The sequence below is a fragment of the Paraburkholderia sp. EG286A genome (assembly GCF_040965375.1).
Lineage (GTDB): Bacteria > Pseudomonadota > Gammaproteobacteria > Burkholderiales > Burkholderiaceae > Paraburkholderia.
On sequence record NZ_JBFRCB010000002.1, the window covers coordinates 95731 to 122688 of the forward strand.

The following is a 26958-nucleotide window of genomic DNA, read 5'->3' on the forward strand; positions in this document are numbered from 1 at the left end:
GGTAAGGGCCGGATCAGGGTGTGCAGAGCCCCGTCCAACGGCCCGATCCGGCCGTTTCCGGCTTGGTGCGCCAGCACACGTAACAGCATGTAACGGTGGGATTTTCGGCTAAAGTTCGGCCCGACCTGTGCCGTTATCAAGGTCAAATCGATCAGGAACGCCCATCGTGAAAGTTGACTCCTCCACCCGCAATGATCCGCGCACGCTGCAGGATGGCCTCGCGCGCTCGCAAGCCGATTCGACCGGCGTAAGCACCGACACCGCGGCCACCTCCGGCGCGGCAGGCAGCACGACCGCCGCCGCTCAAGGCGGCGCGAACGTGAGCCTCTCGTCGCTCTCGTCGACGATGCGCTCGCTCGCGGCGAGCGGTTCGGCCGACATCGACACGGCGCACGTGCAGTCGATCAAGGACGCGATCCGCAACGGCACGTTGCAGATCGACTCCGGCAAGATCGCCGACGGCGTGATCCAGACCGCGCGCGACCTCATGAAGCCGACGTCGGGCAACTGACGCCCGATGCGCGAGCGCCGCGCAAACCTCGCTTTTTTTGGTGCCTTGCAATGAAAGATGCCCTGTTGGCCACACTGATCGACGAACACGCCACGGTCGAGGCGTTCGCGTCGCTGCTCGCCTATGAAGAAAAGGCGCTCGTGTCGGCCGACGGCATGGAAGCGCTGCCGCAGATCGTCGAGCAGAAAACGACGCTCACGCAGCGTCTCGCGGGCCTCGAAAAAGCGCGCGACGCGCAACTGGCCGGCCTCGGCCTGCCGGGCGGCCGCAAGGGCATCGAAATGGCCTGCGACGGCGACGCGCGTCTGGCAAGCCAGTGGGCGCTGCTCAAGGGCTCGACCGAGCGCGCGCGCCGCAAGAATCTCACCATCGGCATGATGATCCGCACGCGCATGGAACATAACCGCCGCGCGCTGTCGATCCTGCGCGGCGAAACGGGCAACGGCTCGATGCTGTACGGTCCCGATGGGCGGCTGCCGGCGTTCGGGCTGTAAGCGCGCACGCACGTCGTTCGCCCAAAGACAAAAGCCGAAGCAGTGATGCTTCGGCTTTTTTGTTTGGGGCGATGACTAGCCTGAATGGCGGATATATGGGGGAGGCCTTCACGCCTGCCTGATCGTCGCGACGGGCAGGAAGAGTCTGCGCGGCGCATCGGTGAACGACTCGAATCCGTATTTCCGATAGAACCCCGCTGCGTTTGCGTCGAGCGCATCGACGAGAACACATTGCACACCTACCGCTTCCGCCGTTGTCAGCACGACATCCAGTGCGTGCATCAGGAGATATTCGCCAAGGCCGTGGCCCCGGTGCCGTGTGTCCACCGCCAATCGGGCGAGCAGGACCGCGGACACGCTCCTCGGCAGTCTCGCTCCCGGCATGCCTTCCGTTTCAACTGCTGTCGCCGCTAGCGCGTAGTAGCCGGTTATCGTGCACGGTGCAGACGATGCCGCGGCAACGTAAGTACGGGACAGATTCTTTTTTTGGTGCTGGCTCGCTACGTGGCGAATCCATTCGTTCATCGAATCGACGCCGCAATCGAAGCTGTTGCGGTCATCGCTCTCCCTGAGCTGACGAATCTGCGTTTTCACCCTTGTTCTTCCTGAAGCGAGCCATCGCACGCTGCAGCGCCTCATTGGGCTTCGGCGGCTCATCCAGCAGCGCGAAGAAGCGCTTCGATTCGTCCATCGTCAGGCGGATGGAACGAATGACCTCTTCCTGCTCGATAACCTGCTCAGCAGCCCTGAGCGCGGCTTGCACAATAAACTGGTTGAGGGTACTGCCCGAAAGATCTGCAGCCAGCTGCAGGATTTCCTGCTTCTCCGCGCTCAACCGGGCAGTGATACGCCCGCGGCTGGAGTTTTCCATACCGTTGTTGATAGCCATTGTTCATCCTTTTTTCGGGCCCGGCACACGCCTACATCGTTCGGCGGACGGCAGTCCGAGGTTCTAAAGCGAGACGTGGGGCGCGGCTTTCCGGCGACAACTCGAATCCGGTTCGGCCGTGTCGACCTCCATCTACGGAATGGAGTCACTATATCACGCATGGTGTCAAATTGGCACCACGCAGTTCGATCCGCGCATCAACAAAAAAGCCGGAGCGCTCTCGCACTCCGGCTCTTTCACCCACCCGGTCCGCGCTGGCAGCCGCGCGGAGCGTCTACCGCCTCAATTCTCCTGGCCGGCCCACGACATCTCGCGCAGCCGCGTGCGCAGGCGCGCCACCGCCTGGCTGTGCAGCTGGCACACGCGCGACTCGCTCACCTCCATCACCGCGCCGATTTCGCGCAGGTTCATGCCGCGCTCGTAATAGAGCGACATGAGCAGCTTCTCGCGTTCGGGCAGCCGGTCGATCGCCTCGACGAGCGCGCCGCGCAGGCTGTCGTCGAGCAGCGCCGAGAGCGGGTCCGAATGATCGACGCAGTAGCGGTCGAGGAACGGTTCGTCCTCGGCGGAACGGTCGAAGTCTTCGTAGTAGATGAGCTGGCTGCCGTGCAGTTCCTGCAGCATGCTCTGATACTCGTCGAGCGGCATGCTCAGATGCTCGGCGATCTCCGTTTCGCTGGCCGAGCGCCCGAGCCGCTGCTCCACCTTGTGCACCGCGCTTTCCACTTCACGCGAGGTGCGGCGCAGGCTGCGCGGCAGCCAGTCGTTGCTGCGCAGCTCGTCGAGCATCGCGCCGCGAATGCGCTGGCTCGCATAGGTCTCGAACTGCGCGCCCTGATCTTCCTTGTAGCGGTTGGCCGCGTCGAGCAGGCCGATCATGCCGGCCTGGATCAGGTCGTCGAGGTCCACGCTCGCCGGCATCTTGGCGACGAGCTGCAAGCCGAGCCGCCTCACGAGCGGCGCGTACTTCGCGAGCACGTCGGCCTGCGAAATCTTTCCTTGAGCGTTATACATCGTGCTCTCCACTTCTCATCTCCCTGATTGGCGTCGTCGTGCGCACGTCAGACGTGCTGCGGCGACGTCCGCTGCGCGGGCGTATCGGTCCGCCAGCCCACATGGGACGACGCGGACGCGGATGTTGCGTTGGGTGCGGGATGCACACCCGTCACGGCCGCAACGAACGAATCTGCGTTCGCGGCGAGCGTGCTGTGTGCGGCGTTTGTTGCATGGGTAGCGTGTGGCTGGACGCCGGCTTGCGGCGCGCCGTCCAGATCGTCGGCGGGTGCGTCGCCCGCCGCTTCATGTTCTTCGTGCGCCGCGCCGAACAACGCGTTGGCGCGCGCCGTGGCCGGCGAGCACGCCGAGACCGCGGGTCGCATCGGCCAGTGCGGCAGTTCGGCGGCCACGTGGCGGAAATCGCGCGCGGCGGCCGTCGACGGAAACGCATCGACGATGCAGCGCGCGAGCCTGAGCGCCTGCGCCATGTGCTGATCGGCGGCGACGCTGCCGGCGCTGTCGAGCGACACGCTCAGGTAGCGGCTCGCCACCCCCGCGAGGTTCTCGATCGCGGCCTGCGCGTCGCTGGCGTTCGCCACATGATTCGCGAGCACGCGAAACTGCGCGATCGCATGCGCGAAGTGCAGCCGTTTCATGCACGCGTAGGCGTCCGTGATCGACTGCGCACCGATGCGCATCACGATCAGCACGTCGTGCGCGTGCATGGCGAGCGGCGAAAGCGCGCCGTCGGCGTCGAGCTGCGCGTCGATCAGGACGATGTCCGCGGGACCCGAAATGACCTTCTGCAGCTGGGCGGCCGTGTACTGCGCACGGTTGTCGCGCGAGGCGGCCAGCACGCCGAAGCCGAGCGCATGACGGCCCACGGCTTCGTCGAGCGTACGCTCGCCGCGCATGACGGCGGCGAAGTTGCCTGCGCCCCGCACACCGCCCACCAGCGCACAGACCGAGCGGGGTCCCAGACACTCGTCGATCACGAGCACGTCCTTGCCCTGCGCGGTGAGCGCCGCCGCGAGATTGACCACCGTGGTCGTGCGCCCGGGCGAACCTGCACCGCCCGTCACCGCGACCACGCGCGAGCCTTCGCGCGCGAGCAGCCGCCGCAGCCCTTCTGCCTGATCGATTACGAACTTATCCAAACCTGACCTCGGGAGCCTGCGAATTCGAACGCGTCGAGAGTGCCGACAGCAGCGCCGGGATATCGTCTTCGTGCGGCACGAACGGCGAACTCTCTCGCGGAATGCAGAAGGCACTGCGGATCAGGAAGCGCCGCGTCGCCACATAAAGGTTCTCGGGGACCTTCTGGCCCGTCGAGACGTAATGCACCGGCAGCTTGTAGCGCAGCACGGTGTCGAGTGCGCTGCCGAGGTTGGTCGCCTCGTCGAGCTTGGTGAGGATACAGCCCGTGAGCGGTGCGTCTTCGCTCTGGTAGGCCTGCACGACTTCGTTGAGCGTGTCGCCGTGGTTGGTCGCCGAGAGCAGCAGCAGGCGCTGCACCGGGCGGCCCGCGCCGCACAGCATGGCGATCTGGTCGGCCACGGCGCGGTCGCGCTGGCTCATGCCGATCGTGTCGATCAGCACGATGTGCTTGTTCTTGAGTTCGGTGAGCGCGAGCTGGAGGTCCGCGCCGTCGCGCACCGCGTGCACCGAAACGCCGAGGATCTTGCCGAAGATGCGCAGTTGCTCGTGGCCGCCGATCCGGTAGCTGTCGGTGGTGAGCAGCGCCACCTTGCTCGCGCCGAAGCGCATCACGCAGCGCGCGGCGAGCTTCGCCGTGGTCGTGGTCTTGCCCACGCCCGTCGGGCCCATCAGCGCGAACACGCCGCCGCGCTCCATCAGCGCTTCTTCGTCTTCGAGCACGGGCAGGTTCGATTCGAGCACCGACTGGAGCCACTCCATGCCGGCCTCTTCGGTCTGCACGTCGGGCAGGCGGTCGATCATCATCTTCACGAGCTGGGCCGAGAAGCCCGCGGCGAACAGCTGCTTGGTGAGCGCGCCCTGCACCGGGCTGCGGCGCTGGCGCTCGCCCCACAGGAGGCCCGCGAACTGCTCTTCCATCATGCCGCGCATGGAAGCGAGCTCGTTCATCACGGTTTCGTTGACGACCTGCTCGATGCGCGCGCGGATCGCTTCGCTCACGGTTTGCGCCGCATCGGCGCCCTGCGCATTGCGAGTGCCGGGCGCGGGGCCGGCGGCTTCCGGACCGTGGCCGAGGCGCTGCGCGGCGCGGCGCGCGGCGACATGAGCGGCCTCGAGCGCCCAGTCGGGCGTGCTGGCGTCGACGTCGGGCGGCAACACCGGGTCGGCGACGCTGCCGAGGCCGCGCGCGGCGGCGGCGGCGGGCGTCATGCCCGGCACGCGCGGCGCGTTCTGCTGGTTCGCGATGCGGCGGGCGTGGTCGATCAGCCAGGGGTTCGATTCGGCCATCGTGCGCGGCGTGTCGCCCGCCGACGCGGCGGCGGCCTGTTCGAGCCGCGCAGCGGCTTCGCGTGCGGCGGCCTGGGCGTTGGCGTTGGCGTTGGCGGCCGGCGCCGTGGACGCAAACGATGGCGCAAAGGCCGACGAGGCGAGCGACTCGGTCGCAGCCTGCAGCGCCATTTGCAGCGGCGAATGCGCATGCGGAACGGCTTGTTGCGATTGTGCCGCCTGCTTCGCGGCTTGCAGCGTCGGCGGCATCGCCGATTGCGCGGCCTGCTGTCCCGCCGCGGCACGCGAAGACGGCGACGAAGCCGAAAGCGGCGCGATGGCGGCCGACGCGGCCGCCGCTTCCTTGCCGAGCGAGACGGCGGTGTCGGCGGCGTGGTCGCCATCGGCATCGGCATCGGCGCTTGCGCCGCCGTTTTCGACGCCCACTTCCGGGCTCGCGCCGAACACCGAGGAGAACACGTCCGGCATGCCGCTCGCGTAGGGGTTGGCACTGCCGACCGGGGCGGCGAGCGCCGCGGGAGCGGCGCCAGGCGCGCTGCGCGGCGCGCGCGACATCGGCGTCATGGCGGCCGAGGGCTGCGCGAACGGGGCGCCTTGACCACCCTGCGCCACGAGGCCACCCAGGCCTTGCGCGGCGGCAGCATCGGCCGGCGCGATCGCCGCGAGATCGCGGTCCGCGAGCGCGACGATTTCGACGCTGCCGTCGTCGAGCGTACGGTTCGACAGAACGACGGCGTCCGCACCCAGCGCTTCGCGTACGAGCCGTAACGCGTCGCGGCTGGTGCCACCGATGAATTTGCGAATGTTCAAGCTAAGCCCCTGATGAGGTGAGCGGCCAATGCCGCCGCCGGTCGTCTGTTGCTGGAATGGCGCTGGATTGCTGCCGGCCTGGCGTCTTACGCAAGGCCTTTTCCGATGTTGGAATTATTTCGAAGGTGAGCCCCCCATGATCGATGGATCAGGGCGGAGAAATGCGGGCAATTCGCGGAATCGGTGACGGGGGTGCGCGCAGGCAAAAATTATGCGCAGAAAGGCTCGCCCACGGCTCGGCTAACGAAAAAGCCCGCAAGAAGCGGGCTTGTTCTCGTCCAGATGCGGCAGCGCGATCAATGCGCCCCGATCACGTTCACCACCTTCACGTTGCGCGTATCCGGCACCTCGGCGTATGAAAGCACCTTGAGCTGCGGCAGGCTGCGGCGCAGGAAGCGCGACAGCATGGGCCGCAGCGCGTGCTGCACGAGCATCACCGGCGCTAGACCGAGCGCCTGCTGGCGCCCCATCGCCTGCTCGGTCTGCGCGAGCAGCGTATGCGCGAGACCCGGTTCGAGGCCGGGGTTCGGGCCGGAGGTGAGCGTCTGCGACAGCACGCGCTCGAGGTTCGCGTCGAGGCCCATCACCTGCATGTCGGCGTTGCCGGGGAACCATTGCTGCGTGATCGCGCGGCCGAGCGCGATGCGCACCGCCGCCGTCAGATCGTGTGCGTCGGTGATGCGCGGCGTGTGCTCCGCGAGCGATTCCATGATCGTGCGCATGTCGCGGATCGGCACGCCCTCTTCCAGCAGGTTCTGCAGCACCTTCTGCAGCGTCGTGACCGGCAGCACCTTCGGCACGAGGTCGTCCACGAGCGACGGCGTGTCCTTCTGCACGCGCTCGAGCAGCGCCTGCACTTCGCGGCGGCCGAGCAGCTCGGCCGCGTGCGTGACGACGAGGTGATTCAGGTGCGTCGCCACCACCGTGCTCGAATCGACCACCGTGTAGCCGAACACCTGCGCCTGCTCGCGCACGTTCGAATCGATCCACACGGCCGGCAGGCCGAACGCCGGGTCCGTGGTCGGCGTGCCGGGCAGCACCGCGCTCACCTGGCCCGGGTTGATCGCGAGCCATTGGCCCGGGTAGGCCTCGCCGTTGCCCACCTCCACGCCCTTCAGCGCAATCCGGTAGGCGTTCGGGCGCAGCTCCAGGTTGTCGCGAATATGGATGACGGGCGGCAGGAAGCCGATTTCCTGCGCGAACTTCTTGCGGATGCTCTTGATGCGTTTGAGCAGCTCGCCGTCGGTGTTCTTGTCGACGAGCGGAATGATGCGGTAGCCCACTTCGAGGCCGAGCGTGTCGATGAGCGCCACGTCGTCCCAGGTCGCCTCGGCGTTTTCGACGGGCGCAAGCGCGGCGGGCGCGGCGTCGGCGATCACGGCGCTCGCCTTCTTCGCCTCGGCGTTCTTCTTCAGCGTGCGGCCGAGCTGGATCGCGCCGCCGCCGAGCAGCAGAAACGCGAAGTGCGGCATGCCCGGAATCAGGCCCATCATGACGATGATCGTGCCCGTGATCATCAGCACGCGCGGGTTCGTGAAGAGCTGGCCGGTGAGCTGCGTGCCGATGTCTTCGTTGGTCGCCACGCGCGAGACGATCACGCCGGCCGCCGTCGAGATGACGAGCGACGGAATCTGTGCGACGAGGCCGTCACCGATGGTCAGCAGCGTGTAGGTCTCGCCCGCCGAGGCGAGCGGCATGCCGTGCTGCACGACGCCCACGATCAGGCCGCCCACGATGTTGATCACCATGATCAGCAGGCCGGCGATGGCGTCGCCGCGCACGAACTTGCTCGCGCCGTCCATCGAGCCGTAGAACTCGGCTTCCTGGGCAATCTCGCTGCGGCGCTTGCGAGCCGCCTCTTCGTTGATGAGGCCCGCGTTCAGGTCGGCGTCGATCGCCATCTGCTTGCCTGGCATCGCGTCGAGCGTGAAGCGCGCGGACACTTCGGCGATACGGCCCGCGCCCTTCGTGATCACCATGAAGTTGATGACCATGAGGATCACGAACACCACGATACCCACGGCGAAGTTGCCGCCCACGAGGAAGTGGCCGAACGACTCGATCACCTGGCCCGCTGCCCCCGGGCCGGTGTGGCCTTCGAGCAGCACGATACGCGTGGAGGCCACGTTCAGCGAGAGCCGCAGCAGCGTGGAGAACAGCAGCACGCTCGGGAACGCCGCGAAGTCGAGCGGCTTCATGGTGTACATGCTGACGAGCAGCACCATCACCGACAGCGCAATGTTGAAGGTGAACAGCAGATCCAGCAGGAACGGCGGCAACGGCAGGATCATCATGCCGAGGATCATGCAGATCAGGATCGGTCCCGCCAGCGCGCGCAGATTCGTGCCTTGCAGCATCTCCGGGCGCCGCGCGAGGAAACCGGTGCGGGCGTTCATTCTGTTGCTCCTTCAGTGCCGTCGCGCGCCGGGTTGTTTTCGGCGCGGCCAGCGGTGTTCGATGCGTTGTTTGCGTTCGTGGAATTTGCCGCGTTCGCGCGACTGGCGGCCTCGGCGGCCGCGCGCTCCTCGGGTGTGAGGGCTTCGTCGGCTTCGCTGGCTTCGTCTTCGTCGCTCATCGCGCCCTTGTCCATTTCGGGTGGCACGTCGAGGTCGGTCGGCTCCATCGGCACGTCGCCGCCATGCTCGCGGAAACGCTTGAGCTGATAGACCCACGCGAGCACCTGGGCGACCGCGCCGTAGAGCGGTCCCGGAATTTCGCGGTTGATGTCGACGTTGTAATAGAGCGCACGGGCGAGCGGCGGCGCTTCGAGCAGCGGCACGTTGTTCTCGACCGCGATCTCGCGGATGCGTGCGGCCACGAGGTTCACGCCCTTGGCGACGACCTTCGGCGCGCGCATCTCGCCATCGGCGTACTTGAGCGCGACGGCGAAGTGCGTCGGGTTGGTCACGACCACGTCGGCCTTGGGCACCTGGGTCATCATGCGGCGGCGCGCGGCGGCGCGCTGCTGCTGGCGAATGCGCCCCTTCACGTGCGGATCGCCTTCGTTTTCCTTGTGCTCGCGCTTCACTTCTTCCTTGGTCATGCGCAGCTTGCGGTAGTACGACCAGAGCTGGTACGGCACGTCGAGCGCGGCGACCACGAACATGCCGGCGACCGTCATGCCGCAGCACACGCCGATCAGATGCATCGCGTCGGCGAACGCGCGCGGCGCGGGCTGCATGGCGAGCCCGAGAATCTCGTCGCGCCGGCTCCACAGCGCCCAGCCGCCGATCACGCCCACCACGAGCGTCTTGGCGAGCGACATGCCGAGCTGGATCGGCCCGTTCACGGAGAAGATCCGCCCGAGCCCCGACACCGGATTGAGGCGGCCGAAGTTCGGCTGCAGCGCCTTCGTGGAGATGAGCCAGCCGCCGAGCGCCATCGGCGCGAGCAGCGCGGCGAGCCCCGTGAGCGCGAGCACCGGCATCAGCGCCATGAGGCCCTCGCGCGCGGCGACGCCGGCACCGATCAGCATGCGGCTGGTTTCGAACGCGCCCGCGTGATTGAACGTGAACGCGCCGCGCATCATGGCCTGCAGATGCTCGCCGATCGTGCCGGAGAGCAACCACGTGCCATAGAAGCCCGCCGAGAGCAGCGCGAACGTCGCCAGCTCCCGGGAACGCGGAACCTGCCCCTCCTCCCGCGCCTTTTCGAGGCGCTTGGGAGTGGCGGATTCGGTTTTCTCGAGGTCGCTGTCCTCAGCCACGCATGCTCCGGTCGCGGGCACGCGCCGCTCGTCGCGGCTGCGCGGCTGGCGCGCGCCCTTTTTCAGTGACAGCGATTATTGCCGCGCAAGCCAAGCACCGATTGACGGAGTAGGACGGGGAAATCAGGGTATTTCGGCCGATGGAACCGGGGCGGCATCATCGGCGAACGCCGGCCCGCGATGCGCGCACGCGCTCGCGGGCCGCAAACTTCACGGCAAACGCACCCGGAGCGCCTGCAATTTCAGAACGCGACGTACGGCGCCTTGCCCCCGGACGCGGTCATGTCCATGCCGTAGTAGACGTAGCGGCCATAGAAGAACGACAACCCCAGGTCGAGGTCCGCCGACGACCCGAACTGCCCTGCCAGGTTGTTGGCCGCGTAGTTCGCGCCGCTGCCGAGCAATGCGCTCGCGTTCGCGACATTGAAGGTCGCGGTGCCTGTCGTTGCGCCGTTATTGGACACGAGCGCCGCGCTGAAGGACTGCGTGGACGTCGGGCAGTAGAACGTGCCGAGATTGCCGCCGCACTGCGGCAGGGCGCTGTCGACGAAGAAGATCGCATTCGAACCCGAGTCGAGGAAGGTCTGGAGCGTGCGCCCGTTGAACGTGGAGCTGAGCCTGCCCCAAGAGTCCGTGTTGTAGCTTTGCGAGGCGGTCATCGCGTTGTTCGATTGCGTGCCGATGCCGAACACGAGCGTGCCCGACGCGCTGGGCGCGCCGCTATCGGACACGGGGGCCATCTCGAGGATCACGCCGTTGCCGTCCGTGCCGAATTTGGGCACGGGGTTGGCCACCAGCTGGGTTTGCGCGACCGTTGCGGTGGAGCAGTTCGTGCCGCCGGGGCACGAGTAGTACGCGCCGATGTTGTCATAAGGCGCAACGCCGATACCGAGAATGCCGTTCGCGCCCAGGTCCTGCACCGTGTCCTGCGCGTTGCCGAAGCCCGCGCAGGCCGACGGCACCGAGCCCAAGTCGCCGATCACCTGGATCGGGATATTGGACGCCGTCTCGCCGCCGATCTTGACGTCGGCGGAACGCACTGTGCCCCACGTGTAACCATCGGCGAAGGCCGTGCATTCGGCGAGCGTGCCGCCGTTGCTGGCCGTGACGGGGGACAGCAAGCTCAGCACATTCGACTGCCCTGTCACATTCGCCGACGCGAGCAGGCGCAGGCCGAATGACGCCGTATCCACCTGAACGTTGTCGACGGTCCCGCAGGTCGTCGTGCCGGCCTTGCAAACCGTCACGCTGACGGTCGGAATGTTCGGCAGCGTACCCGTCAACCCACGGTTCACGACGACGCCCACGGTATTCGCGGCGGTGGCCGCGGTGGGCTGCTGGGTGGGACTGGGAACCGCGGAGCCGCTGCCGCCACTGCTGCCGCTCGAGCTGCTGCTACTGCTACCGCTGCTGCCACCCCCGCCTCCGCAGGCGGCGACGAGCGAAACCAGGGCAACGAGCGCGGCGCCCGAAAGGAACCGGAAAGGGCGCAGCCACACGCTGCGCGAATGGCGTGAAGTCAGCACTGAAGTCAGCACGTTCGGCCTCCGCTCGTCACTGGATATCGGAGGCGCTGACGCCCGCAGGCAGCGCCTGCGGCAGCCATGCCTGCCCGGAGAAGGCGCCCATGTGGCCGCCCGAATGCACCACGACGTTCGAGTTTTCGACCACGCCCGGCCCGCGCACACGACCGGCGGCGTGGCTCGCCTTCACGCCGGCCGTGTACTGGGGAAAGTAGCTGCCCAGCAGCGTGGCGAGATTGGGCATCTGCGGGCCGTCCCAGGCGACGCCGAATACGGTGCCGGCCTGCGAGAGGTACTCGCGCACGACGGTGCCGTTGGCGAGCGTGGTCTGCTGAACGGTGTAGGCAGGGGTCGTGGAAGCGCCAGAGGCCGCGCCTTGCACCGCTGCGCGCGCAACGGCCGAGGCGTTGCCGGCCGCGGCTGCCGCCGAAGCGGCGCTCAGGGTGCTGACGTTCGCGCCCGCCGGCGTGGGCATAGGCGCACCGCCCAGCGCGGCGTGAGCCGCCGGCGCCGCGAGCAGCGCGCAAAGCAGGGAACCGAGAAGCGCCGCGCCGGGCGCGCAGCTGGGTGCGGCGCGGTGCGCAAACGAGCGCACCGCCTTGCCACAGAACGATGTGTATGGATACAAGGCGTCCCCTCCCTCTTGCGATGGCGCGTTGCACCATACGCTGTCGGGGCCGCGCAGGAACGTCGCGGCGGGACGCAGCAGGACGGGCAACGGCTGGCTATGCTTCGCCGCCCCACCGCGACGCTTTTCGCGGCAGGGTACGAAGGCATGAGCAGTAGTATGCCCGCCTTGGACTACATGCGGCAGCTAACCGAACGGTTAGCTGCACGTTAGGGGTCAGAACCCGAGACTTGCGAGCAGATCGTCGACCTGCGCCTGGTCCTGCACGACGTCGGTCTTGCCTTCCGGATTGATCTGCGGGCCGTTGAGCAGGCCTTCGGGGCTGCCCGTGCTGCTCTGGGTCTCCGCGAGCGCCGCCGCCGTTGCCGCGAACTGCTCGCGCCGCTCCGGCGCGATGTTCTCGACCAGCACGGTGAGCAACTGCTGCTCGATCAGATAGACCACGTCCATGATCTTCTTGATCACCTGGCCCGTCAGGTCCTGGAAGTCCTGCGCGAGCATGATCTCGAGGAGCTGCTGGTTGGTCGCCGCGGTGGCTTGCGGCACGCCATCCACGAAGGCCCGCGTGTCGTCCATCAGCTGGCGCACTTCCGCGCGGCCGATCGGCGCGTCGTACCAGGTCGCCCAGCGGCTCGTCAGTTCCTTCGCGTCGCGTTCGAGCGTTTCCTGCAGCGGCTTGGCGATGTCGATCGCGGTCAGCACGCGTTCGGCAGCCTGCTCGGTCATGTTCGCGACATAGCGCAGCCGGTCGCGCGCGTCGGGCACCGCCTCGGCGGCGCGCTCCACGTGCTTGTCGAGGCCGAGTTCGCGCATCGAGTCGCGCAGGCTGCGCGTCAGGTGTCCGATGCGCGCGAGGATACGGTCCGTCGCCAGCTCGCTGGCCTCGCCCGCGGCGGGCGGCGCGAAGTCGAACTCGGGCGGCTGCGGAAGCGGCTCGATGCCATCGGCTTCCGGCCACTCACCGGAATGAGCGCCGGACGGCTCACTGATGGGCTCGTTCACGTCAGCTCCCCGTCTTGGCCATCTTCTCGAGAATCTTGTTGAGCTTCTCGTCGAGCGTGGCGGCCGTGAACGGCTTCACCACATAGCCGCTCGCGCCAGCCTGCGCCGCCGCGATGATGTTCTCCTTCTTCGACTCGGCCGTCACCATCAGCACCGGCAGGTGCGTCAGGTTGGCGTCGGCGCGGATCTCCTTGAGCATGGCGAGACCGTCGAGGTTCGGCATGTTCCAGTCGGAGATCACGAACTCGTAGTTGCCGCCGCGCAGACGGGCGAGGCCCGCAGCACCATCTTCGGCTTCGTCGACGTTCGAGTAGCCCAGTTCCTTGAGCAGGTTGCGGACAATCCGGCGCATCGTCGGAAAATCGTCCACCACCAGAATCTTCATTCCCTTATCCATCACGTTCCATTCCTCCAGGCGAAAACCCGGGCAATTATCCAGAGAAGCGCACTGCCTATCCAGATAAATTAATCGCGAGCGATCGAGCAAGCGTTTGCGGCCTGCATGATCTCTCTATATCGGCAATTTCTTAGACGCGCTGAACCCGGTCGCCCATCGAGGCGAGTCGGGTCATCACGCGCCGGCTCATGTCGGAGAGCGAGGCGATCTCGTCGGCGCCGCCCATGGCAATGGCTTCGCGCGGCATGCCGAACACGATGCAGCTCGCTTCGTCCTGCGCCAGCGTGTACGCACCGGCCTGGCGCATTTCGAGCAGCCCGGCTGCGCCGTCGCGGCCCATGCCCGTGAGAATCACGCCGATGGCGTTCTTGCCCGCGTGCAGCGCCGCCGAACGAAACAGCACGTCGACCGACGGACGGTGCCGGTTGACCGGCGGGTCGTCGGACAGATGTGCGATGTAGTTCGCGCCACTGCGTGCGAGCAAGAGGTGTGCGTGGCCCGGCGCGATGTAGGCGTGGCCGGGCAGCACACGTTCGCCGTGCTCCGCTTCCTTGACGGTGATACGGCACAGCCCGTTCAGGCGCTGTGCGAACGACTTCGTGAAACCGGGCGGCATGTGCTGCGCGATCAGCACCGCGGGCGCGTCGGGCGGCAGCGGCTGCAGCACTTCGCGGATCGCCTCGGTGCCGCCCGTCGACGCGCCGACGATCACGAGCTTCTCGGTCGAGACGAGCGGGTTGTTGATCATCGGCGCCGGGCCCGCGGGGTGCGCAGCGGCGTGGCCGTGCGCGTGCGCTGCCGCGCCCGCCGGTGCGGCAGCGGGTGCGTGGTGCGCACGCACGCGGGCGCGCGCGGCGGCGCGCACCTTGTCGGCGAGCTTTTCCGAGTATTCGAGCATGCCGTCGCGAATGCCGACCTTCGGCTTCGTCACGAAGTCGACGGCGCCCAGTTCGAGCGCGCGCAGCGTGATTTCGTTGCCGCGCTCGGTGAGCGACGACACCATCACGACCGGCATCGGCCGCAGGCGCATCAACTTCTCGAGGAAGTCGAGGCCGTCCATGCGCGGCATTTCCACGTCGAGCGTGAGCACGTCGGGGTTGTGCTGCTTGATCAGCTCGCGCGCGACGAGCGGATCCGGCGCGGTGGCGACGACCGTCATATCGGGCTGACTGTTGATGATTTCCGTCATCAAACTGCGGATCAGCGCCGAATCGTCGACGCAGAGAACCTTGATTTTTTGCACAGCGTTCACGCCTCCTCTACTGTCCTGGCGTTGTCTTGACCGGATGCGCGCAGCGCGGACGACACGCTCGAGCCGAACAGCTCGATGCGAGGGCGCGCGCCCTGCGGCTGGGATTGGGAAATCTGGGGCGCCTGAGCGTTTGCCGCATGAGCCGGCGCCGTGGCGCCCGGGCCCGCGCGACCGGCGCTGCCGACGCCGAACAGCTCGACGCGCGCCCGCGCCCGCGCGAGCCGTTCGGCGCGCGCTTCGGCGGTTTGCGCGGCGAGCTGCTGCTCGCGCTCGGCCACGCTCGTGTCCTGCGAGAGGCGCAGCTTCTTGACCATCACCTGGCCCGTGCGCGGCAGGAATGCCACCTTGCGCGGATGCGAGCCTTGCAGGTCCTCGGCCACGATGCGGATGTTCTCGGTCGCGAGATAGCGGCGCACGAACGCGGCGTTGCGGTCGCCGATGTTCATCGTCGTCATGCCCGCGAGCACCGCCGCGCCGCCGAACACCTTGGCCTCGAAGCGCTCGCGCCGGCCGCCCGCCTTGATCAGCTCGTTGATGAGCACTTCCATCGCGTAGGCGCCGTAGCGCATCGCGTCGGAGGCGCCGGTGAGCGCGTGGGCGGAGTCCGCGCCGTCGTCGGGGAGCATGAAGTGGTTCATGCCGCCGATGCCCGCGGTGCGGTCCTGAATGCAGGCCGCCACGCACGAGCCGAGCACGGTGACGAGCACCATGTCCTCGCCCGTCGTGTAGAACTCGTTGGGCAGCAGCTTGACGCCGGGGCGCTGGAAATGCGCGTCGAAATAGCGGTTCGTCGCGATCGGGAGGCGGGCGCTCATGCGGGCACTCCGATCGCGTCGTTCGCGCGGCGCGGCGCGGCACTGGCCGTGGCGCCGCGCGTGAGTTCGTACACCGTCTGGCCGCGCAGACGGAACGCCTGCGTGACGTAGGTGAAGTTCTCCGAGTGGCCCGCGAACAGCAGGCCGTCCGGCTTCATGAGCGGCTCGAAGCGCGTGAGGACCTGTGCCTGGGTCGGCTTGTCGAAATAGATCATCACGTTGCGGCAGAAGATCGCGTCGAACGTCGTGCGCAAGCCGTAGTCGGCATCGGTGAGATTGAGCTGCTCGAACTTGATCATCGCGCGCAGCTCCGGGCGCACCTTCACGAGTCCCGAGTGCGAGCCGGTGCCCTTGAAGAAGAAGCGCTTCAGACGCTCCGGCGACAGATGCTTGACCTGGTCGAACGAGTAGACGCCCGCGTCGGCCTTGGCGAGCACCTGGGTGTCGAGGTCGGTGGCGAGCACGCGCGCCTCGCGCGCGGCGCGGTCGCCGAGCGCTTCGACGAGCGTCATCGCGATCGAGTACGGCTCTTCGCCCGTGGAAGCCGCCGAGCACCACACCGAAACCGGATTCGAACCCCGCCGCTTCACGAAATCCGCGAGGATCGGGAAGTGATGCGCCTCGCGGAAAAACGCCGTGAGGTTCGTGGTGAGCGCGTTCGTGAACGCTTCCCACTCGGTCGCGTCGTTGCGCGCTTCGAGCTGGTCGAGGTACTCGCGAAAACTGTCGAGGCCGAGCGTGCGCAGACGCCGCGCGAGGCGGCTGTACGCCATGTCGCGCTTGTGGTCCGAGAGCGAGATGCCCGCGCGGCGGTGAATCAGCGCGCGAATGCGCTCGAAGTCCGCCGAGGTGAAATCAAAATCGCGGTTGCTCTCCACGCCCGAACCGCCCGTCTCGCCGGCGTCCTGGCGCGTATTTCGCAGCGCTTTCATGCTGATGCTCCTTCGCATTGCGCGCCGCCCACTGCATGGGATACCGCGGCGCAGGACTGCTGCGCGCCGCGCCTGCCCGGTTGCAATGCGTGCGGCGCATGGGCGGCCTGCGCAGCGCGCGCGGGCTTGCGGGCCCGGCGCGGCAGGTCTTGCCGTTGTGTAGCGCTCATGTGCATTGCAGTTGCTCGTCGTGTTCAGTACTTCACTACTCTTCTATGCCGCGTTCGATCAGAACGTTTCCCAGTCCGAATCGTCCGAAGCGGATGCCGCCGTGCTCACGTACGTCTCGGCGCGCGCAGGCGCGGCCGGTTTCGCTGCGGGCTTTGCCGACACCTTTGCTGCCGGTTGTGCCGCGGGCTTTGCCGCAGCCTTCGCAGTGTCCGCAGGTGCCACTGACGCCGCCGACGTTGCCGCCACCGCGGCCTTCGTTCCCGCCGAAGCCGAAGACGGCGTCGTGCGTTTCGCGGCAACCGGCGCGGTCGGCGTGCCGCGTGCAGGACCTGCACCCACGCTGCGCGCCGCTGCGCCGCCCGTCGTCCACGTGCCGAGCACGTTCTGCAGCTGGCGCGTCTGCTCTTCGAGCGACGCCGCCGCGGCGGCCGCCTGCTCCACCAGCGCCGCGTTCTGCTGCGTGACGGTGTCCATCTGCGTGACGGCGCGATTGACCTGCTCGATGCCGCCCGACTGCTCCTCGGACGCCGCGCTGATCTCACCCATGATGTCGGTCACGCGACGCACGGCCTGAAGGATTTCTTCCATCGTCGTGCCTGCGCGGCCCACGAGCTGCGAGCCGCTTTGCACTTTCTCGGCCGAGTCGTTGATGAGTTCCTTGATTTCCTTCGCCGCGCTGGCGCTGCGCTGCGCGAGGCTGCGCACTTCGCCGGCCACCACCGCGAAGCCGCGGCCCTGCTCGCCCGCGCGCGCCGCTTCCACGGCCGCATTGAGCGCGAGAATGTTGGTCTGGAACGCGATGCCTTCGATCACGCTGATGATGTCGACGACCTTCGCGGAACTCGCCGCGATGCCCTGCATCGTGTTCACGACTTCGCCGACCACCTCGCCGCCGCGCGTCGCGATATCGGAGGCGTTGACGGCCAGCTGGCTCGCCTGGCGCGCGTTCTCGGCGTTCTGGCGCACGGTGCCGGTGAGCTGCTCCATGCTCGACGCCGTTTCCTGCAGCGAGGCGGCCTGCTGCTCGGTACGTTGCGAGAGATCGGTGTTGCCCATGGCGATCTCGCGCGCGCCCACGTCGATCGAGCTTGCGCCCGTATGCACCGCGCTCACCAGCGTGACGAGGCTTTCCTGCATGCGCTTGATGCCGCCGAACAGACGCCCGATCTCGTTGTCGCTGTAGACCGTGACCGGCTGCGAGAGATCGCCGTGGGCGATGCGCTCGAAGCACGACACCGCGTCCTCGAGCGGCTGCACGATGAGGCCGCGCATGGCGAAGCGGATCGCCACCACGAGCACGAGCGCCACGGCGATCACCACGCCGATCGCGATGCGCATCACGGCGATCTTGTCGTGGGCGCCGACCTCGCGCGCCTGTGCGCTGTCTTCCAGCGCTTGCGCGAGCGGCCCGGCGACGTTGTCGTAGTCGACGAACATCGGGCTGATCTTCGTGTCGGCGATGGCGTGATAGGCCGGTTGATCGTTTGCGCGCAGGGCCGCGAATTCGGGCTGCACGCCGTCCTGCATGAGCGTGGCGCGTTTGGCCGCGAGCGCGTCGAGCGTGGCGGCGTCGAGGCCGCTCTTCGGCGCGTTCTGGAAGGCCTGCCAGGCTTCGTTGGATTTGCCGAGCAATTCCTGGGCGCGATCGATCACCTTCTTCGCATCGTCGGCCTGGCCTGCTGCCGTGAGCGCGCTGGCGCGGTCGATCGCGACGCGCGTGCGCAGCAGATACGACGACGCGTCGTTCAGCGCATGCATCGCCACGAGATCGCCTCGCACGATTTCGGTGAACGCATCGCTCGCACGCCCGAGCGCGACGAGCCCGAGTGCGCCGACCAGCACGGTCAGCGCAACCAGAATGACCCCGACGCCCGTGAGCGTCGTGCGGATCGACCATCTTTGCATCTCGTTTGCTCCTGTCCTGTGCGAATCGGGGCGGGCTATGTGGGCGGGCGCGGGCAGCCAGCAAGGCGCGGCCAGCTACGGCCGGCAAGACGCGGCGACACCCTGGACCCGGTACGAAGCGCGCGCGAAAACGAAGGCGGCTTGCCGCTTCTTGGCGGCGGCTTTTCCGCTCTCTCTCACGCTGGCCTCGCGGCCCCCCGGTTTAACTTTCGGCGCGTTAGACCAGCGCCTCGATCAGAGCCATTTCGCGGCTCGTCATCAGTTTTTCGATGTCCATCAGGATCAGCATGCGGCCTTCGACGGTGCCGAGGCCCGTGAGGTACTCGGTCGTGAGCGTCGCGCCGAATTCGGGCGCCGGCATGATCTGCTCCATCTGCAGCGTGAGCACGTCCGAGACGCCGTCCACCACCATGCCGACCACGCGATGCGCGACGTTCAGGATGATGACGACCGTCTGGTGGTCATACTCGACGCGGCCCAGATGGAACTTGATGCGCATGTCGACGATCGGCACGATGATGCCGCGCAGGTTGATCACACCCTTGATGAAATCGGGTGCGTTGGCGATGCGCGTCACGCTGTCGTAGCCGCGGATTTCCTGCACCTTCAGGATGTCGATGCCGTACTCTTCCGCGCCGAGGGTGAAGACGAGGAACTCCTGGCCACCTGCGTCGGCCTGCAGCGCGTCGCGGCGTTGCGCGCCGGCAATCGCGCCGTGCGCGCCGTTGCCTTGAATCGATTGGACTTCTGCCACGTTAGCCCCTGAACGGTTGGGAGATGATTGGTTGAGTGCGTCCGGACTTCATCACGATTACGCGAATTCGGCGAACGCACCCGAATTTGCGCTGGCGCTTACGCCGTGTGTGGCGCGCGTCTCGCGATTGAGCGCGGCCACGTCGACGATCAGCGCGACGCTGCCGTCGCCGAGAATGGTCGCCGCCGAAATGCCGTGCACCTTGCGGTAGTTCGTTTCGAGGTTCTTCACCACGACCTGCTGCTGGCCGACCAGCTCGTCGATCAGCATGGCGAAGCGACGGCCCTCGGTTTCCATGATCGTGACGATGCCCTGGGTCGGGTCCGTGCGCGCGCCTTCGACGTTGAACGCCTGGTGCAGCGCCACGAGCGGGAGATACTCGCCGCGCACGCGCACCACGCGGTCGCCGTTGGTGACCGTGTAGATGTCTTCGTGGCGCGGCTGCAGCGACTCCATCACGAAGTTCAGCGGCAGGATGAAGATCTCGCTGCCCACCTTCACTGACATGCCGTCGAGAATCGCCAGCGTGAGCGGCAGCACGATGCGCGTGGTGCTGCCCTTGCCCGCGTGCGAGGTGATTTCCACGTGGCCACCCATCGCCTGGATGTTGCGCTTGACCACGTCCATGCCCACGCCGCGGCCCGACACGTCGGTCACCTGCTCGGCGGTCGAGAAACCCGGCAGGAAGATGAGGTTCCACACTTCGTCGTCGGACATGCTGTCGCTCACCTGCATGCCCTGCTTGATCGCCTTGGCGAGAATCTTGTCGCGGCGCAGGCCCGCGCCGTCGTCGCTCACCTCGATCACGATGTTGCCGCCGTGGTGCGCGGCGGACAGCACGAGCTGGCCCGTGGCGTCCTTGCCCGCGGCGCGGCGCGCTTCCACGGTTTCGATGCCGTGGTCGAGCGAGTTGCGCACGAGGTGGGTGAGCGGGTCGATGATGCGCTCGATCAGGCTCTTGTCGAGTTCGGTCGCCTGACCGAAGGTGACAAGCTCGACTTCCTTTCCGAGCTTCGCCGCGAGATCGCGCACGAGGCGCGGGAAGCGGCTGAAGACGTAGTCCATCGGCATCATGCGGATCGACATCACCGCTTCCTGCAGATCGCGCGCGTTGCGCTCGAGCTGCGCCATGCCGTTGTAGAGGCGGTCGTGCAGCGCCGGGTCGAACGTGCTGGTGGTTTCCGCCAGCATGGCCTGCGTGATGACGAGTTCGCCCACGAGGTTGATCAACTGGTCGACCTTTTCGACGCCCACGCGAATCGAGCTGCCTTCCGCCGATGCAGCGGCGGCGGCCGGACGCGCCTTGCGCTCGCCTTCGGCTTGCGCGGGCGCCGGGGCGCTCGCGGGCGGGCGCGGCATGTCGTGTTCGGCGAGCGCCGCGGGCGGCGCGGCCGGAATCACGGCGCTCGCCGCCGGGGCCGCTGCCACCGGTGCAGCGGGAGGCGCGGCCGGTGCAGCCGCAGGTGCTGCGGCCGGTGCGGCGGCAGCCGGTTGCGCGTCGCCCTGCGGCGCGGCGCCACGGCCGATCGAAATCTGTTTCTCGTCGATCACGAAGCAGCACACCGCGATGATGTCGTCGGAGGTCACATCGGTTTCGAGCCATAGCGTGAGGTCGTCGCCGGTCTTCACCTGGCCGAGAATGCGGCCGAGGTTGCCGAGCTCTTCGACGAGCAGCTCCTGGTCCTTCGCGTCGACGGCGCGCAGCGTGACGCGCAGGTGCGGACCTTCCGCTGCGGCGGCGGCGCCGGCGGCGGGCGCCGCGCCTGCCGCATCGATCGCCTCGCTCACGACGTGCTCGGGCGCGCCCGCGCCTGCCGCCGCCAGCGTGCTGTGCATTTCGAACGCGGCTTCGAGATCTTCTTCCGAATCGCCGGCGCTCGCCTGCGGCGCCGGTGCGGGCGCGGGGGCCGGCGCCGGTGCGGGTTCGGGCGCGGGTACGCCGCGGCTTTCCGCATAGAGGCGCTCGAGCTTGGTGCGCACGGCGGCAGCCGCCTGCGCGTCGGGCTCGGCGCTCGCGCGGTAGGCGCCGAGCTGGTCGGAAAGCACGTCCTTCGTTTCGAGGAACGTGTCGATCATGTCCTTGCGCAGCACCAGCTCGTTGTTGCGAGCGCGGTCGAGCAGCGATTCGAGAATGTGGGTCGTCTCGGTCAAGGCCGTGAAGCCGAACGTCGCCGCGCCACCCTTGATCGAGTGCGCCGCGCGGAAGATCGCGGCCAGATCCTCGGGATCCGGGCGACCGACGTTCAGGTTCAGGAGAAGCTGCTCCATCTGCGCGAGCAGCTCGTCCGCCTCGTCGAAAAACGTCTGATAGAACTGAGTGATGTCGAGAGTCATTGCTCTTTCACCGCGTTAATTGCCTGGGGGGTGCCTGGTCGTTCGCCGCACGGCACCTCAAGGGTGGGCCTCGCCGAGTGCGCTCGCCAGATCGACGAGCAGCTCGGGGTCCACCGGTTTTTCGATCCAGCCAGTCGCGCCTGCGTCGCGTACGGCTGCCTTGAAGCCTTCGTCCGATTCCGTGGTCAGCACGAGGATGGGCGTTTCGAAGTACGAAGGATTCGCCCTCAACTGCTTGATCAGGTCGAGCCCGCCCATGCGCGGCATGTAAAGGTCGGTGAGCACGAGATCGAAGCGCTGGGCGAGCGCATGCTCGAGCCCTTCTTCGCCGTCGCTCGCCACCGTCACCTCGTAGCCTGCCGAGCCGAGCGCCGCCTGCAGGATCTCCCGCATGGACACCGAATCGTCGATCGCCAGAATGTTCCTGATCATCCGTTCCTCGTTGTCATTGCGCTGCCGGCGCGACGGCTGGGGCAACGGCCGGCCCCGCCGGCGCCACCGTGGTTGCCACCTTCGGCGCGATCGCGACCGGCGCCGGCGCCGCCCGGCCCATGCCGGCGTCCGGCGTGAGCGCGGGCAGGCTCTTGCCCGAACCCGCTGCGTCGTCGGAGAGCGTGGTGGTGGTCGAGTCGTCGTGCATGAGCGCGTCTTCGGACTTCTTGTTCAATACGATGATGCTGATGCGGCGGTTCTCCGGGTCGAGCGGATCGGCCTTGTTCAGGTTCTGCGTGGAAGCGAGGCCGAGCACGCGCAACACCTTCGAATCGTCCATGCCGCCCGCGATCAGCTCGCGCCGCGAAGCGTTCGCGCGGTCGGCGGAAAGCTCCCAGTTGCTATAGCCCTTCTCGCCGCCGGCGTACGGCACGGCGTCGGTGTGCCCTTGCACGACGATGCGGTTGGGCACGTCGTTGAGTGTCTTGCCGATCGCCTGCAGGATGTCGCGCATGTACGGCTCGACCACGTCGCGCGCGGTCGCGAACATCGGGCGCTTCTGCGAGTCGACGATCTCGATGCGCAGGCCCTGCAGCGTGGAGTCGATGCGGATCTGCTGCTTGAACTGGCGCAGCACCGGGTTCGCCTCGATCGCCGCCATCAGCTTCACCTGCAGGTCGTGCAGGCGCACCTGCTCCTTGCGTTCGAGCGAGCCTTCGAGCTGCTTCGTGGCGTCGTCGTCGTTGTGCTTCGACTGGTTGCGCTCCGAGCGCTCGGTCGCGCCGTCGCTGCGGCGCGTAACGCCCTGGTCTTGCGACGAGATGTCACGGCCGCCGCCCTTCAGGATGCTCGAGTCTTCCGCACTGCGATCGCCGCCCCAGAGCGTGATCTTCATCGGCTGGTTGAAGTAGTCGGCGATGCCCTTCAACTGCACCGTCGAAGCCGACGACAACAGCCACATCAGCAGGAAGAACGCCATCATCGCGGTCATGAAGTCCGCGTACGCGAGCTTCCATGCGCCGCCATGGTGGCCGGCCTTCTTCGGCGCGGCGCGCTTGACAACGATTGCGCGGTCCTTGTTGTTGCTCATGGGCCGTCCCTTACTTCGCCTTCACGCGGCGCACGTGCTCTTCGAGTTCCGTGAACGACGGACGCTCGGTCGAGAACAGCACCTTGCGGCCGAACTCCACGGCAATCGCCGGCGCGTAGCCGTTCAGGCTCGCGAGGATCGTCACCTTGATGCACTGGAACATCTTGGTCGACTCGGTCACGCGCTGCTCCGCAAGGCTCGAGAGCGGTCCGATCAGGCCGTACGAAAGCAGAATGCCGAGGAAGGTGCCGACCAGCGCCTGGGCGATCATCTCGCCGAGCACCGCGGGCGGCTTGTCGGCGGACGCCATGGTGTGAACCACGCCCATCACCGCCGCGACGATACCGAACGCCGGCATCGCGTCGCCCACCTTCGCGAGCGCATGAGCGGGCGCCTCGCCTTCGGCGTGGTGCGTTTCGATTTCCTCGTCCATGAGGCTTTCGATCTCGAAGGCGTTCATGTTGCCGCCCACCATGAGACGCAGATAGTCGGTGAGGAATTCGACGATGTGGTGATCGGCCAGGATCTTCGGATACTGCGTGAAGATCGGGCTCTTCTGCGGATCGTCGATATCCGCTTCGAGCGTGAGCGTGCCTTCCTTTCGCGCCTTCGCGAGCAGGACATAGAGCAGCGCGAGCAGCTCCATGTACACGTCCTTGTTGTATTTGGCGCCCTTGAACAGCGTGGGAAGCACGCGCAAGGTGGCCTTGATGGTCTTGATGCCGTTGCCGAGGATGAACGCGCCGACGCCAGCACCACCGATCATGAGCAGTTCCATCGGCTGCATGAGCGCGGCCAGATGGCCGCCCTCGAGTGCATAGCCGCCGAAGACGCAAAGGATCGTCAAGAGGGTTCCAACGATAATCAGCACTGCCGGGTCCTCACTAGAAATGCGCCGCGAACCGCCGTCGGCCCGCGCCCTTAGCTGGGTTTACGGCAACGGCGCGAAAAACTTTGGGTTTGAATGGGCGCGGATCGCAAGCCGGCCGGGCATCTGCCGTCTGCCTGGCATCGGCATGACGGAGGAATCTGGGGCCGGTTCGCAAAGCCGCGCGGGAAGCGGTTGCAGTCCGTGCCTGCGGCTGCGTGTGACGATGCGGCCCCGCTGCGGCAGGCGCCATCCGGCGGAGCCGCGCGGCCGCTGCGCCGGGACGGGCCGGGTTTATCCGGAGTCCCGGCCTGCATGGACGGCAGCAAGCCGCATCGATCGAGGTCAAGCCGGGTTGATCTGCCTCAAGCGGCGATCTGCGAGGCAAGCGCGCTGCGCCGCGTGCGCCCCGCCCGCGACGGCGGCTGGCACAGCCCGCAGACGAAGCCGCGCTGCGGGTCGTGCGCATGCGCCACGTAGCGGCCGCCGCAACGGCTGCACGGCGTCATCTGCAGCAGGCCCGAGGTGAAATAGCGCACGAGCGTCCAGGCGCGCGTGAGGCTCAGCGCGGGCGTTTCGTCGTGCAGCCGCAAGTGCTCGAGATAGAGCCGGTAGCTCTTCACGATCGCGTGGATCGGCTCGCAGCGCGCGTGGCGGCTCATGAACATGAACGTGTTGTAGAACAGCGAGGAATGGACGTTGGGCTGCCAGGTCATGAACCAGTCGGTCGAAAACGGCAGCATGCCCTTGGGCGGCGACTCGCCCTTCACTTCCTTGTAAAGCCGGATGAGCCGGTCGCGCGAGAGCGAGGTCTCCGCTTCGAGCAGTTGCAGACGCGCGCCCAGTTCGATCAACTCGATCGCGAGCGCGATCTCTTTTACCTCCTGCACCACACTCTTTGTCGCCATAGACACCCGTTGGAAGCCGCAATGGAATGCGCCTGGCGCCTGCCGCCGTTCACGGGCAGCAAGGGCGCAATGCGCGGCCGCGCACGGCGGCGCGGGGCGAAGCGGTTCAGCCGATCTGCTCGACGTCCTGGCCCGCCATGATGATCGCCGAGTGCGTCAGCGCGGTTTTGCCCTTGTCGGCAAGCGCGCTCAGGATGGCGTGGTCGTCGAACCGGAAGCGGCAAAGCAGCTGGTTCGATGCGGCAAGGCGTACGGTCTGCGCGAAAGTGAGATTGGCGAGCACCTCGGCAGACTGCTCGGAGATGCCCATGCGGAACATACCCGTCGGCTTGTCTTCGCGCAAAAGACGTTGCGCGAGCAACAGGTACGACAGATTCACTTCCTTGATCTCATTGAGCATGTCGCTGTGCGTCGTCGCGCTCATGGATTCCCCCGAATCAAATCGCGGTGGCTGGTCAGACCGCCCGCGGAAAACGTTTGCTCGCCCAGATGCAACCCGAGTGCATCCGAACGGCCTGTTTATGGTCGTGGGTCCATTGTGGCTGGGGCGGGAACAAATGGAAATCGGACGGATGCCGCGACGCGTTGCGAGAAAAAGTTTCGCAAACGTGTAGGAATTTTTCTGACAAAGAGGCGGGAGCAGCGGCGGGAGGCGGGGCGCGCCATGTCATGCGCATAAGCCGCGAAATTATCTGTCGATTATAGGCTTTTTCATGGATGCGTCACGCGTGCGTGCTAATTAGCGCGCGCTCGACCGACTCACCCGGGCCTTTTGACCCTTGTTCGGGCGTCCGGGCACGCGGCTTGCGCAGTGCGCGCGCAAGCCGCGTCACGCTTTGCAATGGCCTCTTACACCTGCTGTATCCCGCTGTAACAACTTTAAGCGTTTGCAAAACCGCGTGTATCGGGCCGCGAAATGGCCATAATCGGTCTCAGGGATAACCCGATACCGTTGTACCGCCGCAGTGCCGCATCACCGAGTTCGTTGCACACGCGGCCTTTTTGGGCTTTTTGCCCAGGAGATCGAACAATGCGAATCGCACAAATTGCGCCACTTTATGAAGCCGTTCCGCCCAAGCTTTATGGCGGCACCGAGCGCGTCGTGTCCTACCTGACCGAAGCGCTGGTCGACCTCGGCCACGACGTGACGCTGTTCGCCAGCGGCGATTCGGTCACCTCGGCAAACCTCGAAGCCGCCTGGCCGCGCGCGCTGCGTCTGGACCCGACGATCCGCGACGCGCTGGCCCCGCACATGGTGCTGCTCGAGCGCGTGCGCCGCGTCGCGCACGAATTCGACGTGCTGCACTTCCACCTCGACTATCTGCCGTTCCCGCTTTTCACGACCATGGACACGCCGTTCGTCACGACGCTCCACGGCCGTCTCGACCTGCCGGAACTGCAACCGGTGTTCGAGCAGTTCCCGAACGCACCGGTGATCTCGATTTCGGACTCGCAGCGCCAGCCGTTGTCGCAGGCCGCGTGGCAGAACACGATCTATCACGGACTGCCAAAGAACCTGCTCACGCCGCAAGCCGACCGCAAGCCCGAGTACCTCGCGTTCCTCGGCCGGATCTGCCCGGAAAAGCGCGTAGATACGGCGATCAAGATCGCCGCGCTCTCCGGCCTGCCGCTGAAGATCGCCGCCAAGGTCGACAAGGTCGACCAGGACTACTTCAAGACCGAGATCGAGCCGCTGCTTTCGCAGGCCCACGTGGAGTTCGTCGGCGAGATCAACGAAGAGCAGAAGCCCGCGTTTCTTTCTGGGGCGAAGGCGCTGCTGTTCCCGATCGACTGGTCCGAGCCGTTCGGCCTCGTGATGATCGAGGCGATGGCATGCGGCACGCCGGTGATCGCCTTCAATCGCGGTTCGGTGCCGGAGGTGATCGACCCGGGCGTCACGGGCTATGTCGTCGAGGACGTGCAAGGCGCCGTGGCCGCGCTGCAGAATATCGATTCGCTTTCGCGCGTGGCGATTCGCAACCAGTTCGAACACCGCTTCACGTCGCACATCATGGCGGGGAATTATGTCGACACTTATACGGCGCTGATCGAAGCCGCACAGCGTCCGGTACTGCGTCGCGTCGCCGCCGGCTGAG

23 protein-coding genes and 2 pseudogenes are annotated in these 26958 nt (G+C 66.8%); 3 read left to right on the forward strand and 22 right to left on the reverse strand.

Translation table 11 applies throughout. The features are described 5' to 3' along the window. Positions 1-166 precede the first annotated feature (166 nt). Together flgM and AB4Y35_RS07145 are read left to right on the forward strand one after the other, a co-directional pair. Positions 167-511 (forward strand): flagellar biosynthesis anti-sigma factor FlgM, encoded by a 345-nt coding sequence (flgM, locus tag AB4Y35_RS07140; protein ID WP_324149884.1) that lies wholly within the window; start codon positions 167-169, stop codon positions 509-511. A gap of 50 nt (positions 512-561) precedes the next feature. Beyond that, positions 562-1005, forward strand: a complete 444-nt coding sequence (locus AB4Y35_RS07145) for a flagella synthesis protein FlgN (RefSeq protein WP_069264359.1) — start codon at positions 562-564, stop codon at positions 1003-1005. 108 nt (positions 1006-1113) lie between these two features. On the opposite strand, the gene AB4Y35_RS07150 is transcribed toward AB4Y35_RS07145, so the two are convergent. The 22 genes and pseudogenes from AB4Y35_RS07150 to flhD all read right to left on the reverse strand — a co-directional run bounded on the left by AB4Y35_RS07150 (position 1114) and on the right by flhD (position 25286). Beyond that, complete coding sequence (locus tag AB4Y35_RS07150) at positions 1114-1599, reverse strand: GNAT family N-acetyltransferase (RefSeq protein ID WP_368703930.1); 486 nt, start codon at positions 1597-1599, stop codon at positions 1114-1116. Next, entirely contained in the window at positions 1562-1894 is a 333-nt protein-coding gene (locus tag AB4Y35_RS07155; RefSeq protein ID WP_368703931.1) for a DUF1778 domain-containing protein, read from the reverse strand. The genes AB4Y35_RS07150 and AB4Y35_RS07155 overlap by 38 nt, the downstream gene beginning before the upstream one ends. A 282-nt stretch (positions 1895-2176) precedes the next feature. After that, entirely contained in the window at positions 2177-2908 is a 732-nt protein-coding gene (locus AB4Y35_RS07160; RefSeq protein WP_028203358.1) for an RNA polymerase sigma factor FliA, read from the reverse strand. Positions 2909-3264: 356 nt separating this feature from the next. After that, a pseudogene (locus tag AB4Y35_RS07165) lies at positions 3265-4047 on the reverse strand (MinD/ParA family protein); the annotation flags it as partial. Further along, positions 4040-6145 (reverse strand): flagellar biosynthesis protein FlhF, encoded by a 2106-nt coding sequence (gene flhF, locus AB4Y35_RS07170; RefSeq protein WP_368703932.1) that lies wholly within the window; start codon positions 6143-6145, stop codon positions 4040-4042. The gene flhF and the pseudogene AB4Y35_RS07165, both read right to left, overlap by 8 nt. 296 nt (positions 6146-6441) lie before the next feature. Beyond that, complete coding sequence (gene flhA, locus AB4Y35_RS07175) at positions 6442-8541, reverse strand: flagellar biosynthesis protein FlhA (RefSeq protein ID WP_368703933.1); 2100 nt, start codon at positions 8539-8541, stop codon at positions 6442-6444. A 149-nt stretch (positions 8542-8690) separates the two neighbouring features. After that, a pseudogene (gene flhB / locus AB4Y35_RS07180) lies at positions 8691-9851 on the reverse strand (flagellar biosynthesis protein FlhB); the annotation flags it as partial. Between the two features lie 242 nt (positions 9852-10093). After that, on the reverse strand, positions 10094-11350 hold the full coding sequence (locus AB4Y35_RS07185; RefSeq protein WP_368704625.1) for a DUF3443 family protein: 1257 nt from the start codon (positions 11348-11350) through the stop codon (positions 10094-10096). Positions 11351-11405: 55 nt separating this feature from the next. Next, entirely contained in the window at positions 11406-11906 is a 501-nt protein-coding gene (locus AB4Y35_RS07190) for a DUF2844 domain-containing protein (RefSeq protein WP_368689585.1), read from the reverse strand. A 312-nt stretch (positions 11907-12218) separates the two neighbouring features. Further along, entirely contained in the window at positions 12219-12941 is a 723-nt protein-coding gene (cheZ, locus tag AB4Y35_RS07195; RefSeq protein WP_342920435.1) for a protein phosphatase CheZ, read from the reverse strand. A gap of 64 nt (positions 12942-13005) precedes the next feature. Continuing rightward, positions 13006-13401, reverse strand: coding sequence for a chemotaxis response regulator CheY (cheY, locus tag AB4Y35_RS07200; protein WP_028203354.1), 396 nt, complete (start codon positions 13399-13401; stop codon positions 13006-13008). Positions 13402-13531: 130 nt separating this feature from the next. After that, on the reverse strand, positions 13532-14653 hold the full coding sequence (locus AB4Y35_RS07205) for a chemotaxis response regulator protein-glutamate methylesterase (RefSeq protein WP_342920355.1): 1122 nt from the start codon (positions 14651-14653) through the stop codon (positions 13532-13534). Beyond that, complete coding sequence (gene cheD / locus AB4Y35_RS07210; RefSeq protein WP_368703934.1) at positions 14650-15468, reverse strand: chemoreceptor glutamine deamidase CheD; 819 nt, start codon at positions 15466-15468, stop codon at positions 14650-14652. The genes AB4Y35_RS07205 and cheD overlap by 4 nt, the downstream gene beginning before the upstream one ends. Next, positions 15465-16400 (reverse strand): CheR family methyltransferase, encoded by a 936-nt coding sequence (locus AB4Y35_RS07215; protein ID WP_368703935.1) that lies wholly within the window; start codon positions 16398-16400, stop codon positions 15465-15467. The genes cheD and AB4Y35_RS07215 overlap by 4 nt, the downstream gene beginning before the upstream one ends. A 228-nt stretch (positions 16401-16628) precedes the next feature. After that, the gene (locus tag AB4Y35_RS07220; RefSeq protein WP_368703936.1) at positions 16629-18476 is read right to left on the reverse strand and encodes a methyl-accepting chemotaxis protein; all 1848 of its coding nucleotides are present in this window, start codon (positions 18474-18476) and stop codon (positions 16629-16631) included. A 217-nt stretch (positions 18477-18693) separates the two neighbouring features. Next, positions 18694-19230, reverse strand: coding sequence for a chemotaxis protein CheW (gene cheW, locus AB4Y35_RS07225; RefSeq protein WP_028203349.1), 537 nt, complete (start codon positions 19228-19230; stop codon positions 18694-18696). A gap of 57 nt (positions 19231-19287) precedes the next feature. Then, a complete protein-coding gene (gene cheA / locus AB4Y35_RS07230) occupies positions 19288-21564 on the reverse strand; it encodes a chemotaxis protein CheA (RefSeq protein WP_368703937.1) in 2277 nt (758 codons plus the stop codon). 57 nt (positions 21565-21621) lie between these two features. Beyond that, positions 21622-21996 (reverse strand): response regulator, encoded by a 375-nt coding sequence (locus AB4Y35_RS07235; RefSeq protein ID WP_069264375.1) that lies wholly within the window; start codon positions 21994-21996, stop codon positions 21622-21624. Positions 21997-22009: 13 nt separating this feature from the next. Next, positions 22010-23086 (reverse strand): flagellar motor protein MotB, encoded by a 1077-nt coding sequence (gene motB / locus AB4Y35_RS07240; protein ID WP_368703938.1) that lies wholly within the window; start codon positions 23084-23086, stop codon positions 22010-22012. Between the two features lie 10 nt (positions 23087-23096). Then, complete coding sequence (gene motA / locus AB4Y35_RS07245) at positions 23097-23957, reverse strand: flagellar motor stator protein MotA (RefSeq protein ID WP_042265911.1); 861 nt, start codon at positions 23955-23957, stop codon at positions 23097-23099. A 362-nt stretch (positions 23958-24319) separates the two neighbouring features. Beyond that, complete coding sequence (flhC, locus tag AB4Y35_RS07250) at positions 24320-24862, reverse strand: flagellar transcriptional regulator FlhC (RefSeq protein WP_133183381.1); 543 nt, start codon at positions 24860-24862, stop codon at positions 24320-24322. Positions 24863-24968: 106 nt separating this feature from the next. After that, complete coding sequence (gene flhD / locus AB4Y35_RS07255) at positions 24969-25286, reverse strand: flagellar transcriptional regulator FlhD (RefSeq protein WP_069264381.1); 318 nt, start codon at positions 25284-25286, stop codon at positions 24969-24971. A 606-nt stretch (positions 25287-25892) separates the two neighbouring features. Between flhD and AB4Y35_RS07260 the strand changes: the two genes are divergently transcribed. Beyond that, positions 25893-26957 (forward strand): glycosyltransferase family 4 protein, encoded by a 1065-nt coding sequence (locus tag AB4Y35_RS07260; protein WP_368689558.1) that lies wholly within the window; start codon positions 25893-25895, stop codon positions 26955-26957. The last annotated feature ends 1 nt before the right edge of the window (position 26958 follow it).

Bases quoted from the DNA above. Each gene is read 5' to 3' on its own strand.
- AB4Y35_RS07155 (WP_368703931.1), bottom strand. From the start codon at position 1,894: ATGGCTATCAACAACGGTATGGAAAACTCCAGCCGCGGGCGTATCACT.
- motB (WP_368703938.1), bottom strand. From the start codon at position 23,086: ATGAGCAACAACAAGGACCGCGCAATCGTTGTCAAGCGCGCCGCGCCG.
- cheY (WP_028203354.1), bottom strand. From the start codon at position 13,401: ATGGATAAGGGAATGAAGATTCTGGTGGTGGACGATTTTCCGACGATG.
- AB4Y35_RS07235 (WP_069264375.1), bottom strand. From the start codon at position 21,996: ATGATCAGGAACATTCTGGCGATCGACGATTCGGTGTCCATGCGGGAG.
- AB4Y35_RS07260 (WP_368689558.1), top strand. From the start codon at position 25,893: ATGCGAATCGCACAAATTGCGCCACTTTATGAAGCCGTTCCGCCCAAG.
- flhA (WP_368703933.1), bottom strand. From the start codon at position 8,541: ATGAACGCCCGCACCGGTTTCCTCGCGCGGCGCCCGGAGATGCTGCAA.
- AB4Y35_RS07220 (WP_368703936.1), bottom strand. From the start codon at position 18,476: ATGCAAAGATGGTCGATCCGCACGACGCTCACGGGCGTCGGGGTCATT.
- AB4Y35_RS07160 (WP_028203358.1), bottom strand. From the start codon at position 2,908: ATGTATAACGCTCAAGGAAAGATTTCGCAGGCCGACGTGCTCGCGAAG.
- flhC (WP_133183381.1), bottom strand. From the start codon at position 24,862: ATGGCGACAAAGAGTGTGGTGCAGGAGGTAAAAGAGATCGCGCTCGCG.
- cheD (WP_368703934.1), bottom strand. From the start codon at position 15,468: ATGAGCGCCCGCCTCCCGATCGCGACGAACCGCTATTTCGACGCGCAT.
- AB4Y35_RS07215 (WP_368703935.1), bottom strand. From the start codon at position 16,400: ATGAAAGCGCTGCGAAATACGCGCCAGGACGCCGGCGAGACGGGCGGT.
- cheA (WP_368703937.1), bottom strand. From the start codon at position 21,564: ATGACTCTCGACATCACTCAGTTCTATCAGACGTTTTTCGACGAGGCG.
- AB4Y35_RS07145 (WP_069264359.1), top strand. From the start codon at position 562: ATGAAAGATGCCCTGTTGGCCACACTGATCGACGAACACGCCACGGTC.
- flhD (WP_069264381.1), bottom strand. From the start codon at position 25,286: ATGAGCGCGACGACGCACAGCGACATGCTCAATGAGATCAAGGAAGTG.